Source organism: Pseudomonas sp. SLBN-26, assembly GCF_006715895.1.
GTDB lineage: Bacteria > Pseudomonadota > Gammaproteobacteria > Pseudomonadales > Pseudomonadaceae > Metapseudomonas > Metapseudomonas otitidis.
Genome location: NZ_VFOB01000001.1, coordinates 1468665 through 1484832 on the forward strand (window position 1 = coordinate 1468665; position 16168 = coordinate 1484832).

16 protein-coding genes are annotated in these 16168 nt (G+C 68.7%); 2 read left to right on the forward strand and 14 right to left on the reverse strand.

Going from position 1 to position 16168, the window contains the following annotated elements:
• Positions 1–180: 180 nt before the first annotated feature.
• The 10 genes from FBY21_RS06720 to FBY21_RS06765 form a co-directional block, all read right to left on the reverse strand.
• Positions 181–618 carry an Lrp/AsnC family transcriptional regulator gene (locus FBY21_RS06720; protein ID WP_044403893.1) on the reverse strand — a complete coding sequence of 146 codons (438 nt, stop codon included), beginning with the start codon at positions 616–618 and terminating at the stop codon, positions 181–183.
• 13 nt (positions 619–631) lie between these two features.
• Positions 632–2002 (reverse strand): pyridoxal-phosphate dependent enzyme, encoded by a 1371-nt coding sequence (locus tag FBY21_RS06725; RefSeq protein ID WP_044403895.1) that lies wholly within the window; start codon positions 2000–2002, stop codon positions 632–634.
• Positions 2003–2015: 13 nt separating this feature from the next.
• Positions 2016–2906: a LysR substrate-binding domain-containing protein gene (locus FBY21_RS06730; RefSeq protein WP_044403897.1), complete on the reverse strand. Its 891-nt coding sequence runs from the start codon at positions 2904–2906 to the stop codon at positions 2016–2018.
• Between the two features lie 38 nt (positions 2907–2944).
• Complete coding sequence (locus tag FBY21_RS06735) at positions 2945–4327, reverse strand: amino acid permease (RefSeq protein ID WP_142009708.1); 1383 nt, start codon at positions 4325–4327, stop codon at positions 2945–2947.
• A 201-nt stretch (positions 4328–4528) separates the two neighbouring features.
• Positions 4529–5806: a cystathionine gamma-synthase family protein gene (locus FBY21_RS06740; protein ID WP_142009710.1), complete on the reverse strand. Its 1278-nt coding sequence runs from the start codon at positions 5804–5806 to the stop codon at positions 4529–4531.
• Between the two features lie 187 nt (positions 5807–5993).
• Entirely contained in the window at positions 5994–7832 is a 1839-nt protein-coding gene (locus tag FBY21_RS06745) for an amidohydrolase (protein ID WP_142009712.1), read from the reverse strand.
• Positions 7833–7947: 115 nt separating this feature from the next.
• Positions 7948–8556 (reverse strand): antibiotic biosynthesis monooxygenase, encoded by a 609-nt coding sequence (locus FBY21_RS06750; protein WP_044403904.1) that lies wholly within the window; start codon positions 8554–8556, stop codon positions 7948–7950.
• Positions 8553–9566: an alpha/beta hydrolase gene (locus tag FBY21_RS06755; protein WP_142009715.1), complete on the reverse strand. Its 1014-nt coding sequence runs from the start codon at positions 9564–9566 to the stop codon at positions 8553–8555. Before FBY21_RS06755 ends, FBY21_RS06750 begins: the two co-directional genes overlap by 4 nt.
• A gap of 13 nt (positions 9567–9579) precedes the next feature.
• Positions 9580–10008: an organic hydroperoxide resistance protein gene (locus FBY21_RS06760; protein WP_074971238.1), complete on the reverse strand. Its 429-nt coding sequence runs from the start codon at positions 10006–10008 to the stop codon at positions 9580–9582.
• A 1-nt stretch (position 10009) separates the two neighbouring features.
• The gene (locus tag FBY21_RS06765) at positions 10010–10663 is read right to left on the reverse strand and encodes a hydrolase (protein ID WP_107330051.1); all 654 of its coding nucleotides are present in this window, start codon (positions 10661–10663) and stop codon (positions 10010–10012) included.
• Positions 10664–10871: 208 nt separating this feature from the next.
• Between FBY21_RS06765 and FBY21_RS06770 the strand changes: the two genes are divergently transcribed.
• Together FBY21_RS06770 and FBY21_RS06775 are read left to right on the forward strand one after the other, a co-directional pair.
• Positions 10872–11435, forward strand: coding sequence for an ankyrin repeat domain-containing protein (locus FBY21_RS06770; protein ID WP_142009718.1), 564 nt, complete (start codon positions 10872–10874; stop codon positions 11433–11435).
• Positions 11435–11842 carry a glycerate kinase gene (locus FBY21_RS06775; RefSeq protein WP_142009720.1) on the forward strand — a complete coding sequence of 136 codons (408 nt, stop codon included), beginning with the start codon at positions 11435–11437 and terminating at the stop codon, positions 11840–11842. The genes FBY21_RS06770 and FBY21_RS06775 overlap by 1 nt, the downstream gene beginning before the upstream one ends.
• A gap of 11 nt (positions 11843–11853) precedes the next feature.
• On the opposite strand, the gene FBY21_RS06780 is transcribed toward FBY21_RS06775, so the two are convergent.
• From FBY21_RS06780 to FBY21_RS06795, 4 genes are all read right to left on the reverse strand, one after another.
• Positions 11854–13782, reverse strand: coding sequence for a hypothetical protein (locus FBY21_RS06780; protein ID WP_142009723.1), 1929 nt, complete (start codon positions 13780–13782; stop codon positions 11854–11856).
• A 96-nt stretch (positions 13783–13878) separates the two neighbouring features.
• Positions 13879–14247, reverse strand: coding sequence for a VOC family protein (locus FBY21_RS06785; protein ID WP_142009725.1), 369 nt, complete (start codon positions 14245–14247; stop codon positions 13879–13881).
• An 87-nt stretch (positions 14248–14334) separates the two neighbouring features.
• Positions 14335–15024 carry a helix-turn-helix transcriptional regulator gene (locus FBY21_RS06790; protein ID WP_142009727.1) on the reverse strand — a complete coding sequence of 230 codons (690 nt, stop codon included), beginning with the start codon at positions 15022–15024 and terminating at the stop codon, positions 14335–14337.
• Positions 15014–16153 carry a site-2 protease family protein gene (locus FBY21_RS06795; protein WP_142009729.1) on the reverse strand — a complete coding sequence of 380 codons (1140 nt, stop codon included), beginning with the start codon at positions 16151–16153 and terminating at the stop codon, positions 15014–15016. The genes FBY21_RS06790 and FBY21_RS06795 overlap by 11 nt, the downstream gene beginning before the upstream one ends.
• Between the last annotated feature and the right edge of the window lie 15 nt (positions 16154–16168).

Here is a 16168-nt window from a genome sequence, read left to right on the forward strand (position 1 = left end):
CCTAAGAGCCGGCCTGTGGCAGTTGAATAGGCCAATCTGCTGTATTCATTGGGCGTTCTGCCCAGTGCCGGAGCGGCCCCACGGCCCGCCCCCTGGGGCCGCGGCGGCGTGCACCGGGCGCAGACGAAAAGGCCCCGGCACGTGTGGCGTGCCGGGGCCCGGGTCGTGGAGCGAGGGGGGTCAGATGACGGCGGAAAGCACGAACGAGGTGACGGTATTGGCCACGCCGGGGATCCCGGCGATCTGCCGCCAGACGCCATGGACGCGATCCGGCGTAGCGGCCTCGACCCGCAGCATCAGGTCGAACTCGCCACTCATCACGTCGCACTGGGTCACCTCGGGAATGGCCCGCAGGTCCCGCAGCACCTCTTCACCGCGCATGCGGTCATGGCGGTAGACGAAGATCACTGCGCTGATCAGTGCCGCTGCACGCCGCCCCTCACCCACCTTGAGGGTGTAGCCCTGGATGACCCCGTCGCGCTCCAGGCGCTCGATGCGCTGGCGCACCGCGTTGCGCGACAGGTTCACCTTGGTGCCCAGCTCGGCGTGGGCGATCCGCGCATTGGCGGTCAGCTCGGCCAGTATCCGCTCGTCCAGCGGGTCGAGGATGCGTTTCATCGCGGTCGCGTCCTCAGGCCCTGGCCAGGGCCTGGCGCAGGCCCTCCAGGTCCGTGCGGGCATGGCAGCGGGCGTGGGCGCGCGGCGCCGCCCGGGCCGGCAGCGGTGCCGGCCAGGCGCCCAGGCGGGCCAGCAGCGCGGCGGACTTCTCCGGCGCGATCTGGCCGAGGGTGACCATCGGCGTCACCACGCTGCGCCGGTAAAGCCGCGCGGCCAGGACGCCGGTGGCGGTGTGCGGGTCAATGGACAGGCCGGTGTCGCGGAACAGCGCGACGATCTCCGCCTCGGTCTGGGCGTCGTCCACGGCGTAGGAGTCGATCAGCATCCGCGCCTGCAGCCAGGGCGCGTTGGCGATGCTCAGTTCGCCGCTCGCCTCCAGGTGCTCCATCAACCGGCGCACGGCCTGGTCGTCATGGTCATAGAGCTCCCAGACCAGCCGTTCGACGTTGGAGAACACCGAGAAATCCATGGCCGGCGACAGCGTCGAGCGGGCCTCGCAGGTGCCATAGCGGTTGCGGTGGATGAACTGGTGCAAGGCGTCGTTGCGGTTGGTGGAGACGATGATCTGGTTCACCGGCAGCCCCATCTTCTGCGCCACGTAACCGGCATAGACCTCGGCGAAGCTGGCGGCGGGAATGCTGAAGCCGATGGGACGCTGGCCGCCGCCCAACTGCAGCGCAGCGTGGAAGTAGAAGACGATCTGCGCCAGCACGCCGACCCAGTTGGAGGAGTTGAAGCCGATGGCCAGGTGCTCGCTGGGCCATTGGCTGAAGAGCCGCGACACCAGGCGCTGGCAGTCGTCGAAACTGCCCGCCACGGCGATGCCCTGAACCCGTGCGGACTCGGCCGCCTGCAACGCCACCAGGCGATCGCCTGGCACGCCCTGCTCGGGATAGAGCATCACCACCCGGCTGCGCGGGCACTCGCCGAAGGCGGCAACCGCCGCCAGGCCGGTGTCGCCGTTGGTGGCGCCGAGCACCAGGGCTTCACGCCCTTCCCGTTCGAGGAAGTGGCGGGCCAGGCGCGCGTGCAACTGGGCGGCGAAATCCTTCGAAGAGCGGGTGGGCCCATGGAACAGCTCGAGCACCCATTCGTTGCGGTCCACCTGGCGCAAGGGGGCGATGGCGCGGTGGCCGAAACCCTGGTAGCAGGCCTTGAGCAGCCCGCGCAGGTCGTCCTCGGCGATGGCCTGGCCGACGAAGGGGGCGATCACCCGCCAGGCCAGCTCCTCGAAGGGCAGCCAGGACCAGGTGGCGATCTCCTGCACGCTGAACACCGGCAGGCTGGCCGGCACGAACAGGCCGCCGTCGGGGGCCAGCCCCGACAGCACGACGCTGCGGAAATCCGCGCGCACCGAAGCGCTGCGGGTACTCACGTAATGCATGTTCACTCCAAGCTCAGGTGGAACGGTGGGCCTGGGCCACCAGCCAGGTGGCGAAGGCCTGGGCGTCCGGATGCAGGTCGGTGCCGGAGCCGCTGACCAGGTAGAAGGATTCGCTGGCCTCGATGCGGCAGTCGAACAGCTCCACCAGGCGTCCTTCGCGCAGCAGGTCCTCGACCATGGAGGAGCGCGCCAGGGCGATGCCCTGCCCCAGCTCGGCCAGGCGCAGGGTCGACACCAGGGTGTCGAACTGCGGGCCGGTGGCGTAGTCGACGTCATCGGCGCCGGCGCGCTGCAACCAGTAGCCCCAGCCCTCCTCGTAGCCCAGCACGTGCAGCAGCGGGTGGCGGGCCACGTCGCGCGGCTCGCGCAGGGGGCCCTGGGCCAGCAGCTCCGGCGCGCACACCGGGAACAGCGTGTCCCAGGTCAGCCGCTGGGAGACCAGCCCCGGCCATTGGCCGTGGCCCCAGCGGATCTCCACGTCGTCCTCGCCGTCCAGCTCCTTCACCCAGAGGTTGCTGATGTAGCGGATGTCCAGTTGCGGGTGGGCGCGGCGGAAGTCCGCCAGCCGGGGCGCCAGCCAGAAGTGCAGGAACGACAGGCTGCCTCGGACCTTGATCGGCCGGCGCTTGTGCTGGCCGAAGATCTCGTTGGTGCCCACCGCCAGCCGGGTGATGGCGTCCTGCACCACCGGCAGGTAGGACTGGCCTTCCTCGGTCAGCCCGAGGCCTCGGGGCAGGCGCTTGAACAGCGCCACCCCGAGGTGGCTTTCCAGCTGCCGGATCTGCTGGCTGACCGCCCCCTGGGTGAGGTGCAGCTCCTCCGCCGCGTGGGTGAAGTTGAGGTACCGCGCCGAGACTTCGAAGGCGCGCAGCCAGTTCAGGGGAGGCAGGGCTTTCGGGTGCATGGTCGGGACCTCGGGACGGCGCAATGGGAAGGCGTGGTTCAGGCCGCCCCCGGTACCCTTGCCGGGGCCACGGGTGAAGCCTGGCGCCGTTCGCGCAGCTTGCAGGTCACCCAGTAGACGAAGTAGCACCAGGCAATGAACGGCACGCCGAAGTAGAGCGCAACTCGCTGGGCCGGATCAAAGGCAATCCCGATGCACGCCAGGGCACAGCACAACAACGCGCCCAGCGGCACCCAGGGGTAGCCACGTACGCGGAAGCCCAGGTCCTCCAGCCGGCCGCCGTTGGCCAGGTAGTGGCGCCGGAAGGCCATCTGGCTGGCGGCGATGCTCATCCACACCACCACCACGGCCAGGCCGGAGATGGACACCAGGGCGAGGTAGACCGTGTCCGGCGCGAACACACTGCTGAGCAACGAGGCGATGCTGCCGGCCATGCTCACGACGATGGCGTTGAACGGCGTGCCCATGCGGCTGAGGGTGGCGAAGCGCTTGGGCATGTGGCCCTGGTCGCTGAGGGTCCAGAGCATCCGCGAGGCGGCGTAGAGCCCGGAGTTGGCGGCCGAGAGCAGCGCGCTGATGATCACGAAGTTCATGATGTCCGCCGAGTAGGGAATACCGATGGACTCGAACACCGTGACGAAGGGGCTCTCCACCAGGCCGGCCTGCTCCCGGGGCAGCAACGTCGCCAGGACGAAGATGGTGCCGACGAAGAACAGCGCCAGGCGAACCACGGTGGTGCGGATCGCCTTCGGTACGTTGCGCTTGGGGTCGCGGGTCTCGCCCGCGGCGATGCCGATCAGCTCGGTACCGGAGAAGGCGAACGCGACCGCCAGCAGGGTCATGGCGATGGACCAGAAACCGGTGGGGAACAGCCCTTCGCGGGTGAAGTTGGCCAGGCCCGCGCTCTGCACGTGGCGGGTCTCGAAGACACCGAAGATGGCGCCGGCACCGACCACCAGGAAGGCCAGCACGGCCAGCACCTTGACCAGCGACAGCCAGAACTCGGTCTCGGCGAACAGCCGCACCGACACCACGTTGCTGATGAAGACGGTCAGGGCGAACAGCGCGCTCCAGATCCACACCGGGGTGTCCGGGAACCAGCGCACCATGAGGATGCCGGCGGCGGTGAACTCCGAGCCGATGGCCACCGCCCAGGTCAGCCAGTAGAGCCAGGCCACGGTGTAGCCGGTGCCCGCCCCGAGGTAGCGGGAGGCGTAGCTGCTGAACGAGCCGGTCTCGGGCATGTGCACGGCCAGCTCGCCCAGGCACATCATCACCATGTACACCATCACCGCGCCGATGACGTAGGCGATGACCGCGCCCAGCGGCCCCGCCTGGTTGACCGTGTAGCCGGAGGTGAGGAACAGGCCGGTGCCGATCACCCCGCCCAGCGCCAGCATGACGATGTGGCGGGTCTGCATGTCCTGTTTGAAATCAGGCCCCGATGTCGCTTTGTCGTTTGTTGTATGTAGGGACATAAGTTGAATCTCATGAAAGTGTGCGGACAAGGACGTTTCTGCGAACAACTTCAAGGCAGAACCAAACTGTTTGCCGTCAGGTTTTTCTTGTTATTCCTTTTCATGAAGGACTCGCTGACTCTCCGGCCAGGAGTGGGGCGAATGTCAGAGTTCCACCTCGGTGCGACATCCGGTCAGTGAAGGTTCGCCCTGGCGAGGTGCCACGGCGGCGAGTTCGGCGCGAACGCCGGCGAATGCGTGCTGCAGGTCGGCCAGCAGGTCCTCGGTCTCCTCGATGCCGACGGAGACCCGTACCAGCCCTTCGGAGATGCCCAGGGCCAGGCGCTCCTCCAGGGTGTTCTCCACGTGGCTGGTGGTGCGCGCGGGGCCGTAGATGGTCTCCACCGCGCCGAGGTTGCCGGCCCGGTGGGCGTAGCGCAGGCGTGGCAGCAGGCGGGTCACGGTCTCCATGCCGCCCCGCAGGACGAAGCTGACGATGGCGCCGAAGCCGCGCATCTGCCCACGGGCGATGGCGTGCCCGGGGTGGCTGGGCAGGCCCGGGTAGTTCACCGCTTCCACCAGGGGCTCGGTGAGCAGGTACTCGGCCAGGGCCTGGGCACTGCGCTGCTGCTGGCGCAGGCGCAGGGCCAGGGTCTTGATGCCGCGGATGATCAGGAAGGCGGAGAAGGCATCCAGCGCGGCACCGTTGATCTCGCGGTAGTGCCGGACGCTGGCCATCAGGTGCTCGGCGCCGCAGGCGATGCCACCCAGGGCGTCACCGTGGCCGGAGAGGAACTTGGTGGCGCTGTGCACCACCACGTCCACCCCCAGGGCCAGCGGGTTCTGGTTGAGCGGCGTGGCGAAGGTGTTGTCGGCCACCACCAGGGCGCCGACGCGCTTGGCCGCTGCCACCAGGCGGCGGATGTCCAGCACCTTCAGGGTCGGATTGGTGGGCGTCTCCAGGTACAGCAGGTCGCAGCCACGGGCGATCTCCGCCTCGATGGCCTGGGTGTCGAGGGTGTCGCAGAGCACCACGTCCACGCCCATGCGCGGGAGGAACTCTTCGAAGATCTTGTTGGTGCCGCCGTAGCTGTCGCGGGTCGAGACCACGCGCTTGCCCTGGCAGAGGAAGGTGTGCAGCACCGCGCTGATGGCGGCCATGCCGCTGCTGAAGGCGACCGCCGATTCCGCCTGCTCCAGTTCGCAGAGCTTGGCCTCCAGGGTGGTCACCGTCGGGTTGCCCATGCGGCTGTAGATGTAGCCTTCGCGCTTGCCCAGGGCGACGTCGTACCAGTGGTCGACGTCCTGGTAGCCATAGGCGGCGCTGAAGACGATGGGCGTCTGGGTGGCGTTGTAGGGGTGGCCATCCTGCTCGCCCGCCCAGACCACCTGGGTTCCGATACCCGCGATGGCGTCGCGGGGGCTTTCTAGGTTCTTGCTCATTTCCATTCCCGATCCGGCTAGACAAGGTCAGCAGCAGTGCTGTGTGCCGGCGAATATAGGGAATGGGCCACCCCCTGAAAAACGATGTTATCCGGGCCTGAGACCCGCTTTTTTTAATGGCTCCACGCCCCGCCCCCGGAATGGAAAAGCCCCGCACGAGGGCGGGGCCTGGAGGCGCGTCCTGGCCTCAGAAGGCGAAGCAGGAGCAGCCGAAGGCACCCCAGAAGGCGGTGAAGTCGCTCACCGGCACCTTCGACTGGCGGGCCCGCTCGTGGCTGTGGGCGTGGACGCTGCAGGCGCCGGCGCACTGGTGCACGGCGGCGAGCGTCGGCGCGCCCGGCCGCCAGTGGCCCGGAACACGGGCCACCGGAGACCAGTCCGGCAGCACCGGCAGTTGCGGCGGGCCGAGGCGGTCGAACTCGGCGGCGGCGTGCACGACCTTGCCGTCGACGACGGTGAGGACCGACTCCAGCCACTTGATCTGCTCGTCCTCGATGCTGAAGAAGTCCGCCGAGAGGGCCACCAGGTCCGCCAGCTGGCCCACCTTGATCTGCCCCTTCTTGCCCTGCTCGCTGGAGAACCAGGCACTGCCCTGGGTGAACAGCTGCAGCGCGGTTTCCCGGGGCAGGCCCTGGGGCTGGAGGGCCAGGCCGCCGACGGTCTTGCCGCTGACCAGCCAGTACAGCGAGGTCCAGGGGTTGTAGCTGGAGACGCGGGTGGCGTCGGTGCCGGCACCCACCGGGATGCCCTCGGCGAGCATGCGCTGGATCGGCGGGGTCTTCTCGGCGGCCTGGGCGCCGTAGCGCTCGACGAAGTACTCGCCCTGGAAGGCCATGCGGTCCTGGATGGCGATGCCGCCGCCCAGCGCCCGAACCCGTTCGATGTTGCGCGGGCTGATGGTTTCGGCGTGGTCAAAGAACCACGGCAGGCCATTGAAGGGGATGTCGCGGTCGACCTTCTCGAACACGTCGAGCATGCGCGAGATGGACTCGTCGTAGGTGGCGTGCAGGCGGAACGGCCAGCGCTGTTCCACCAGGTGGCGCACCACCGGCTCCAGCTCGGCCTCCATGCTGGCGGCGAGGTCCGGGCGCGGTTCGAGGAAGTCCTCGAAGTCGGCGGCGGAGAACACCAGCATTTCCCCGGCGCCGTTGTGGCGGAAGAAGTCGCTGCCCTGGCCGTACTTCACCGAGCCGGTCCAGCGCTTGAAGTCGTCCAGTTCTTCCTTCGGTTTCTGGGTGAACAGGTTGTAGGCGATGCGCACGGTGAGCTGGCCGTCGCGGGCCAGTTGCTCGATCACCTGGTAGTCGTCCGGGTAGTTCTGGAAGCCGCCGCCGGCGTCGATGGCGCTGGTGACGCCAAGGCGGTTCAGCTCGCGCATGAACTGGCGGGTGGAGTTGACCTGGTACTCCAGCGGCAGCTTGGGTCCCTTGGCCAGGGTAGCGTAGAGGATCATCGCGTTGGGCCGGGCGATGAGCATGCCGGTGGGTTCGCCGTTGCCGTCGCGGACGATCTCGCCGCCGGGCGGGTTGGGCGTGTTGCGGTCGTAGCCGACCACCCGCAGCGCCGCGCGGTTGAGCAGCGCGCGGTCGTAGAGGTGGAGGATGAACACCGGCGTGTCGGGCGCCGCGCGGTTGATCTCCTCCAGGGTCGGCATGCGCCGCTCGGAGAACTGGAATTCGTTCCAGCCGCCCACCACCCGCACCCACTGCGGCGAGGGCGTGCGGTCGGCCTGGTCCTTGAGCATGCGCAGGGCATCGGCCAGCGAGGGCACGCCCTCCCAGCGCAGCTCCAGGTTGTAGTTGAGGCCGCCCCGGATCAGGTGCAGGTGGGAGTCGTTGAGCCCGGGGATGACGGTGCGGCGGTTGAGGTCGACCACCTGGGTGGCGGGCCCGCGCAGGGGCATCACCTCGGCTTCGCTGCCGACCGCGACGAAGCGCCCGTCGCGGATGGCCACGGCGCTGGCGGTGGGTTTCTCGCGGTCCACGGTGTGGAACCGGCCGTTGTGGAGGATCAGATCGGGATGCATGGGGGAAGCTCCTTTGCCTTCGCCCGCGAACACCGGGAGCGCGGGCCACAGCGCGCCAGCGGCGCCGAGGATGGACGAGGCGGCAAGAAACCGCCGCCGGCCATTGGGGGTGGATTCATCGGTCATGGGGACCTCCGGGGCCGGGGCCTTCCAGCCAGGGCGCGAGCCAGCGGGTCACGCGCGGCATGAACAGGTAGACCACCAGCAGGACGATGCTGAGGGTGATCACCACGTTGCTCGGCAGGTAGCCACCCAGCCAGGGCCAGGCGGCGAATGCCGGCTGCCAGGCCCAGGGCACCAGCAGGCTGAGCGGCAGGATCACCAGGAAGCTGACGCAGGCCTGCTTCCAGCGTGGTGGCGGTGGCTGTTCGGCGCTGGCCGGGGCGAACCAGAACTCCCGCGCCGGGTTCAGCTCCAGGGCCTCGTCCTCCAGCAGCAGCGGCGAGATTTCCGCCACCAGCTGGCGTCGGGTCTCGGAACCGAGCCAGTCCTGCAGGCACTCCGGCCCGGTGAAACGCAGCACGCTGGTGAACAGCGGCACGCCCTGCTCATGGCTGCGGATCACGTCCACCCCGAGGTGCCCGGGGTAGCCCTGGGCGACACCGACGATGCGCCGCAGCCAGGCTTCGTACTGCGTGGCATGGGCGGCATGGACGCGATGGCGGATAAGCAGGGTGACCGGGTCATCGGCCCCCTGCCCTTCACCGGGCCGGAGGGCGCTCATTGCAGGTGCCGCCGCAGCTCGACCCCGGCCTGGCGCAGCGCGGTGTGCACCGTCGGCACGTGGGCCAGGGGGTTGAGCAGGCCGTAGTCGTGGATCATGCCGTTGTAGCGCACGGCGGTGACCTCGACGCCCGCCGCGTCCAGGTGGCGGGCATAGGCCTCACCCTCGTCGCGCAGCACATCGAACTCGGCGGTCTGCACCAGTGCCGGCGGCAGGCCCTTGAGCTGTTCGGCGCTGGCGCGCAGCGGCGAGGCATGGATGTCGGCACGCTGCTGGGCGTCGGTGGTGTAGTTGTCCCAGAACCATTTCATCATCGGCTGGGTGAGGAAGTAGCCCTGGGCGAACTGGGTGTAGGACGCGTTATCGAAGCGAGCATCGGTCACCGGCCACAGCAGCAGCTGGAAGCGCAGCTCAGGCGCCCCCTGCTCCTTGGCCTTGAGCGCCACCACGGCGGCCATGTTGCCGCCGACGCTGTTGCCGGCCACCGCCAGGCGACTGCCGTCCACGCCCAGTTCCTTGCCGTGCTCGGCCACCCAGCGGGTGGCGGCATAGGCCTGGTCGATGGCGGTGGGGAAGCGGGCCTCGGGCGATGGGGTGTAGCCGACGTAGACGGCCACGGCACCGGAGTTCACCACCAGGTCGCGGATCAGCCGTGCGTGGGTCGGGTAGTCGCCCAGCACCCAGCCGCCACCGTGGAAGTACATGAATACCGGGGGTGTGCCCTTGGCGTCGGCGGGCCTTACCACGGTCAGCTTCAGGGGCTGGCCGTTGGCCTGGATGGTCTTCTCCTCCACCTTGATGCCGGAGAGGTCGACCTTCACCGAGTTCTGCGCGCCCACCAGCACGGCGCGGGCGTCCTGCGGGCTGAGGGTTTCCAGCGGTTTGCCGCCGCCCTTCTCCAGGGCTTCGAGAAAGGTCCGGGTGTTGTGTTCCACGCCGCTGTAGTCAGCGGCCTGGGCCTGGCCGACGGCCAGGGCGATCAATGCGCTCAGCAAGGCTATGCGGGGCATGTTGTCTGCTCCTTCAGTCGATCAGGGTGAGGGTCACGTCGATGTTGTTGCGCGTGGCGTTGGAGTACGGGCAGACGATGTGCGCCCGCTCCACCAGGGTGCGCGCGGCCTCGGCATCGAGCCCCGGCAGGCTGATGCGCAGCTCGGCCTCGATGCCGAAGCCGTTGGGAATGGCACCGATGCCGACCACGCCCTCGATGGACACGTCGGCGGGGATGGCCAGCTTGTCGCGGGCGGCGACGAACTTCATCGCCCCCAGGAAGCACGCCGAGTAGCCGGCGGCGAACAGCTGCTCGGGGTTGGTCCCGACGCCGCCGGCGCCGCCCAGCTCGCGGGGCGTGGTGAGGGCGACGTCGAGCACGCCATCGGAGGAGATGGCGCGACCATCACGGCCACCGGTGGCCTCGGCGGAGGCGCGGTAGAGAACCTGTTCGATGCGCATCTCAGTGACCTTCCGAGGCATTGAACATGGTCTTGGCGTAGATCAGGCCGAGGCCGTAGGCGCCGCCGTTGGCGATGGCAGTCTTCACGGTCTGGTCGTAGGTCTCGCCACGGGCCCAGTCACGCTGCAGTTCCAGCAGGTATTGCAGGGCGGTCATCGGGCGGGCGCCCAGCTGCACCATGCGCTGGATGGCCATCTCGTGGGCTTCGCTGGAGACGTCGCCGCAGGCGTCGGTGATGACGTACACCTCGAAGCCCTGGTCCAGCGCGGACAGGGCCGGGCCGACGATGCACACCGAGGTCCACAGGCCGGCGAGGACGATCCTCGGCTTGCCGATGCGGTTCACTTCCACGGCGATGCGCGGGTCTTCCCAGGTGTTCATGGTGGTGCGGTCGATCACCTGATGATCCGGGAACACCGACTTGATCTCGTCGAAGATCGGGCCGGAGAAGCTCTTCTCCGCGACGGTGGTGAGAAGGGTGTCCACCCCGAACTCACGGGCGGCCTTGGACACCAGCGCGGCGTTGTTGCGCAGGGTCACCGCGTCGATGGACTTGGTGGCGAAGGCCATCTGCGACTGGTGGTCGATGAGGATCAGCGTGTGGTTCTTCGGGTCCAGCAGGGTCTTGCCGGGGGCGGCGATGGCGACGGCCATGGGGGTTCTCCAGGGAGGGATGAATGGAGACTCAAGCTTCCCCCAGGCCGTTTCCCGGGAATTGAAGGCGCGTGCTCGCATTGCAACGGTGTGCGGTTTTGTTTGAAAGGGCCGGGCCAGAGCGGCTGGGTGTATCCACCTCGACACGGGCCCTTGAGGCTCTATAGAGTCGGCGCGCGACTCCTCCCTACTCACTCAAGGAACGAACATGATCCGCCCACTTCTTGCACTGTCAGTGGCCCTTTTCGCGGGGTTTGCCCTGGCTGATACGGAACTCGGCCTGGCGGCCAAGGCAGGCGACCTGGCCAAGGTGCGCCAACTCACCGAAGCCGGCGCTGACGTGAACGCAACGAACGACGACGATCTCTGGGAACGAACCCCGCTGATGCAGGCTGCCCGCCTGGGGCGCACCGAGGTGGTCACCTTCCTGCTGGCCAAGGGGGCTGACGTCACCAAGCCCGGTGACGCCACGGGCGCATCGCCGCTGAAGGAGGCGGCCTACAAGGGGCATATCGAGATCGTCAGGGCCTTGCTGGCGGCAGGCGCGAAGCCGGACTTCAACGCCGATGACCAAGGCCGTACACCGTTGCTTTGGGCGCTCATCGGCAAGGAAACGAACACCCCTGCCGTGGTGGAGGCGCTGCTCAAGGCAGGCGCCAACAGCCAGGCCGTGTTCGAGTCGCTCGACGGCGCCAAGGTGACCGCAGCGGAATTCGCCCACAGGGCCGGCCCGGAGGTTGAAGCGGCGTTCACGCGCAACGCGCCGCACTGATGAACGCCCGTCTCCTGGTCATCGCCGTGACGCCATGCGGGTGTGACGCCGAGGGCGAACTGCTGGCTCAGCACGATGACGGCACACCGCTGCGTGCCTACTACCAGGGCAGCGCCCGGCAGGCGCTTGCGCGCTTTGTGCCGGGTCGCTGGATGGAGATAGAACTGACCGGCCGCCTGTGCCAGGCGCGAGCCACGGAGACCGGCGAGCCCCGCCTGGTCTGCATCGGCAACTCATTCCGCTTTCATGCATACGGCCCTGTCAGCGGATGGACACGGCGTGGCGATGACACACACCCCGTTCTCCAGGCCGGCTTTCCCCTCGCCCTGGACATCGAATCCCCCCCGCCCCGCGTCGAACTCGGGCAGTGGCTGGAGGTGACCGGCGAGCTGTGGGTGGAGGAATAGGCGCGAGGGCCTCAGGGCCTGCCCCCCACCGAGAAGCGTCCACCCGAATAGGTGCCCTGGTAGAGCCCCGTCTGCTGCCCGGTCAGGTTGGTCACCTCGGGCGGCAGTGTCCGGTAGCCGGACGCCTGGTAGTCGTAGCCGACCTTGACGACGATGACCCGTGCGTCCCCGGCGCCCTCCACCGTGGAGGGGTGGTAGCTGGAGAGCAGCACCTGGTGGATGCGGCTTCCCGGTTGGCGGTCCAGCTTCCAGGTAATGGGCTCGTAGGAGGACAGCACCAGCGTCAACGGCTTCTGGCTCTTGCGGACCTCCACGTCGATGACACCGGGATGGTGCTCGCCTCCGCCGTGCTGACCCCGTGCGGATTCGTACACGCCGATCACTTCGACCTGGGTATCGACCACCGGAACCTGAACCGGTGTCGTCCTGGACGGGGACGAGGCATCGCTTGGGGTCGGCAGTTGGGGACGCGGCGGCATCTGCCCAGTCAGCGCGAGCACATCAGGCATGGACGGCGGCACGGGCTGGCGGATGGGTGCAGGCCCCTGGGCTGCGATCTGCTCGATCCTGCGCTGCAACGCTGCCTGGGCCAGGCCATCACGCCAGGTGACGAGGTCGACCTCTTCCCCCACCGGCAACGTCTTGATCAGGCGGTAGCGGCTTGCATCGATGACCCCGAACACGCCCAGGGGCCGCACATAGGACAGCCCGGCAAGGTTCAGCTCCTCGGTCACCGGGGCCAAGCGTTGGAGGGCGGTATCGAGCACGAACGCCCGGACCGTGGCCTGGGAGAACGGCAAGGGGCTCCCACCGAACAGAAACTTGTCCGGGTCTGCGGTCGGTATCACCTTCAGCGCCTTGAAGGGACCGGTCTCGATGACCTCGTTCTTCAGCTCGCCAATGGAGAAGACAGCCAGGTTGTTAGACCTGAGCGGGCTCAGGTACTGCGTGCCATCGAGGCTGAAGGCCCCACCACCAGGCTCGCTGTCCAGGGCTGCGGCCGCCGTGTTGCGTGAGTCCTGGAGGCGTACCACGCGGACCTTCGGAGCGCTGGTGCGCTGCTCCAGGGCCAATTCGACGGCGCCACCCCGTCCGAACGCCACGTAGTGGTCCGGCTTGCCGGGAACGGGCGCCGCACGCTCCGGCTGGCGATAGAGCTCGGTATCGATGATCCGCCCTTGGCTGAAGTCGATGAACTGGGTGTGGGAACGCCCCTGGAACAGGGCGGTCTGCCCGTCCAGCCAGATGAACGAGTTCGGGTACGCACCATGGATCTGCGCGACGGTCCGCCCGGTTTCCGCCTCACGGATACGCAGCGATTTGGAACCATAGGAGACGAACAGGCGGCCATTCTCCGACAGCGAACCCACCCTCAACTGGCCATCGGAGGGCTCCCGGTAAAGCGCCTGGTCCCGTCCGACGTCGATCACCTGCAGGCTTCTGCGGGTCTGCAGCAGCGCAATGCCGGCCCGCTCGGCAAAGACGGCATCGACCAGGGGCGCGTCCCCCTGCAAGGCCTCGGGAAACTGGGCGGGGATTGCTCGCAAGGGCTCCAGACGCAACATCGCGCCGACCTCCAGCAGGGCGAGCCAGCGCTCGATCTTGCGGTCCTGCGCGGCAAAGCACGTGGGGTTTGCCACCCGCTGCCTGACGGTCTCGATGCGCTCGTACCAGGCTGGCAGGTAGCCCGGGGAGCAGGCCAGGGAGCGCTGGCGCATGCGTATCTCCATCTGCGCCGCCAGCCCGGCATTGCCAGCATCGCGCGCCAACGCGTCCACCCGCTGCCAGCGGGCCTGCATCTCGGGCGGCGGGGGAAACGCACGGGTCAGCTTGGCCTCGGGGGCCAAGGGCAGGTAGTGGGCGGAAAGCCAGGAGAAACCCGAGTAGCCCAGCACGGTGAGTACCATGCCGGCCACAAGGGCCAGAATCATTCGCTGCATGAGGTCGGGTCCTTCCGATTCGAGGGCGTGCACACGCTAGCAGAAAGCGCGGTGGCAAAGCAGCGATGCCACCGCAGTTTCAACACCCTCGGGGGATTACATCGCCAGGTGATACACCCGCAGGCGGTGGCCGTCCGGGTCGAGGCCGGTGAAGGTGTAGCCGAAGTCCATGGCCAGCGGTGCCTGGACGATCTCCACGCCCTGCTCGCGCCAGCGCTGGTGCAGGCAGTCCACCTCTTCGTCGCTGTCGACATGGACGCACAGCTCGCTGCCGCCGCCACGCACGGTGGTGACCGGCTCGACGCCGGTACGGCCCCAGAGGCCGAGCTTGAAGCCATTGGGGAAGACGAACAGGGCGAAGGTCGGGGATTGCTCGACGATGTCCCCCGTCAGCAGGCGCCGGTAGAAATCGGCGCTGCGGGCCGGGTCGTCGACGTACAGGTTGAGCAGGCTGGGGGCGATCATGGGTGGGACTCCTTGTGTGGAGCGACGGGCGTCGTCACTCGATGCGCACAGGCTAGGCCCCTCCCCTGTCAGTTTCTGGCAGCAGCCTCACTGCTCGGCGATGCCCTCCTGCGCGCGCCACTCACGCAGCAGCACCTGGCGCCGGCGCGGGTAGCGCTGGCCGAGGTCCTGCAGGGCCCCCACCCGGTCGAGGCGGAAGTGCCGCGTGGCCTGGCGCAGCTCGCACCAGGCCACCAGCACGCGGGCCTGCTCGAAGTAGCCCAGGGCGAACGGCCAGACCACCCGCTGCGACGCCTGCCCGTCGGCATCGCGATAGCCGAGCTGCACCCGGTGCTCCCGGCGGATGGCATCGCGGACCTGCTCCAGCAGCGCGTCGGGCACGTCGCTGGTCGGCGCCGGGCCGATCAGCAGGGTGCTGGTTTCCAGCTCCTCGCGCAGGGCCGGTGGCAGCACGGCACCGACCTTGGCCAGCACGTCCCGCGCCGCCCCCATCAAACGGCGGTCGCCACGGCGACCGACCCAGCGCATGCCCAGCACCAGGGCTTCGATCTCCTCCAGGGAAAACATCAGTGGCGGCAGCTCGAAACCGGGGCGCAGCACGTAGCCCAGCCCCGCGCCACCTTCGATGTGCGCGCCCTGTTGCTGGAGGGTGGCGATGTCGCGGTAGAGGGTGCGCAGGCTGATGCCCAGCTCGCCGGCCAGCACGTGACCGGCCACCGGGTAGCGGTGACGCCGCAGGATCTGCAACAGGTCGAGCAGGCGCTGGCTACGGGACATGCAGCGCTCCTTCGGCGGTCCGACCCTTGAACAACGCGCGGACATGCCCGGCGAGTGCGAGCTGCAGGGGATGGGACGAGCGAACCCTGGCGTTGGCCCCCAGTGCCACCGCCGCTTCCAGCTCGCGCTCGGCCCCGGCCTCGTCACCGCTGAACAGCGCCTGCAAGGCTCGGCAGCGGGCCGCCAGGGTCGGTGAGTACCAGGCCACCTCGCGGTTGTTCAGCACGGCGTCGAGGCCGTCGGCACGGCCACTGGCCATGGCCTGGCTGAAGGCCAGCTCGCCCCGCAGCAAGGCCACCACCGCCGCGCACTCGGTACGCGCCTGGGGGTGCGCGGTGAGCAATGCCTCCAGCTGGGCCTGCATGGCTGTCGCCGCCGCCCAATCACCGGCCGCCTGCGCGCGATCCAGGCGGTAGGACAGCGCCACCAGTGGCATGGGCATCGGCTGCTGCTCCAGGCTCGCCAGGTCCGCCTCGGGCAGGGCCTCGGCAGGCACGCCGGCCACGCTGAGGGCCAGCAGGCGGGCGTAGGCAAACGCCGGGCCGGACTCGTCGGCACCCCGCCAGGCCATGAACAGGCGAGCGCCATCGCTGGGCATGGGGCGCAGGGTGGGCACCAGGTTGGCCAGGCCCATGCTCAGGTTGCTGCTGGCCATGCCGAGGGCGATGCCAAAGGCCGGCGGCGAGTCGATGCAGAGCAGCGCGACCAGGGCCGCGAGCGCCGCCAGCAGCAGGTTGGCGCCGGGCCCGAGGGCGATCATGCGCAGGCGCGCACGGGGACCGCGCGGTGGAACGGCGTCGGCACAGAACACGTAGCCCCCCAGCCCGCGCAGGCGCTTCTGACGGGACCAGCGCACCCGCAGGCCACGGCGCATCGGCTGGATTTCCACCGCCAGCACCCGCACCAGCAACACCGTCAAGCCATCCCAGCGGGCGCCCAGCCAGTGGCCGCCCTCATGCACGCACAGCGCCAGGGCGAGGTGCGCGAGGGTGAGCGCCACGGCGGCAATGGGCCCGCCGTCCAGGGCGATGCCGGAGACGATCCCGGTCACCGTGGCGCCGCCCAGGGTCAAGGCAGCCTGCAGCAGCTTCATCAGCCATTCGAACACCTGGGCCAATCGCGCCGGCATCGTCACGGGGAAGCC

What these genes read in the sequence shown, in the direction of transcription:
- FBY21_RS06720 (WP_044403893.1), bottom strand. Translation starts at nt 618, where the DNA reads ATGAAACGCATCCTCGACCCGCTGGACGAGCGGATACTGGCCGAGCTG.
- FBY21_RS06725 (WP_044403895.1), bottom strand. Translation starts at nt 2,002, where the DNA reads ATGCATTACGTGAGTACCCGCAGCGCTTCGGTGCGCGCGGATTTCCGC.
- FBY21_RS06730 (WP_044403897.1), bottom strand. Translation starts at nt 2,906, where the DNA reads ATGCACCCGAAAGCCCTGCCTCCCCTGAACTGGCTGCGCGCCTTCGAA.
- FBY21_RS06735 (WP_142009708.1), bottom strand. Translation starts at nt 4,327, where the DNA reads ATGCAGACCCGCCACATCGTCATGCTGGCGCTGGGCGGGGTGATCGGC.
- FBY21_RS06740 (WP_142009710.1), bottom strand. Translation starts at nt 5,806, where the DNA reads ATGAGCAAGAACCTAGAAAGCCCCCGCGACGCCATCGCGGGTATCGGA.
- FBY21_RS06745 (WP_142009712.1), bottom strand. Translation starts at nt 7,832, where the DNA reads ATGCATCCCGATCTGATCCTCCACAACGGCCGGTTCCACACCGTGGAC.
- FBY21_RS06750 (WP_044403904.1), bottom strand. Translation starts at nt 8,556, where the DNA reads ATGAGCGCCCTCCGGCCCGGTGAAGGGCAGGGGGCCGATGACCCGGTC.
- FBY21_RS06755 (WP_142009715.1), bottom strand. Translation starts at nt 9,566, where the DNA reads ATGCCCCGCATAGCCTTGCTGAGCGCATTGATCGCCCTGGCCGTCGGC.
- FBY21_RS06760 (WP_074971238.1), bottom strand. Translation starts at nt 10,008, where the DNA reads ATGCGCATCGAACAGGTTCTCTACCGCGCCTCCGCCGAGGCCACCGGT.
- FBY21_RS06765 (WP_107330051.1), bottom strand. Translation starts at nt 10,663, where the DNA reads ATGGCCGTCGCCATCGCCGCCCCCGGCAAGACCCTGCTGGACCCGAAG.
- FBY21_RS06770 (WP_142009718.1), top strand. Translation starts at nt 10,872, where the DNA reads ATGATCCGCCCACTTCTTGCACTGTCAGTGGCCCTTTTCGCGGGGTTT.
- FBY21_RS06775 (WP_142009720.1), top strand. Translation starts at nt 11,435, where the DNA reads ATGAACGCCCGTCTCCTGGTCATCGCCGTGACGCCATGCGGGTGTGAC.
- FBY21_RS06780 (WP_142009723.1), bottom strand. Translation starts at nt 13,782, where the DNA reads ATGCAGCGAATGATTCTGGCCCTTGTGGCCGGCATGGTACTCACCGTG.
- FBY21_RS06785 (WP_142009725.1), bottom strand. Translation starts at nt 14,247, where the DNA reads ATGATCGCCCCCAGCCTGCTCAACCTGTACGTCGACGACCCGGCCCGC.
- FBY21_RS06790 (WP_142009727.1), bottom strand. Translation starts at nt 15,024, where the DNA reads ATGTCCCGTAGCCAGCGCCTGCTCGACCTGTTGCAGATCCTGCGGCGT.
- FBY21_RS06795 (WP_142009729.1), bottom strand. Translation starts at nt 16,153, where the DNA reads ATGCCGGCGCGATTGGCCCAGGTGTTCGAATGGCTGATGAAGCTGCTG.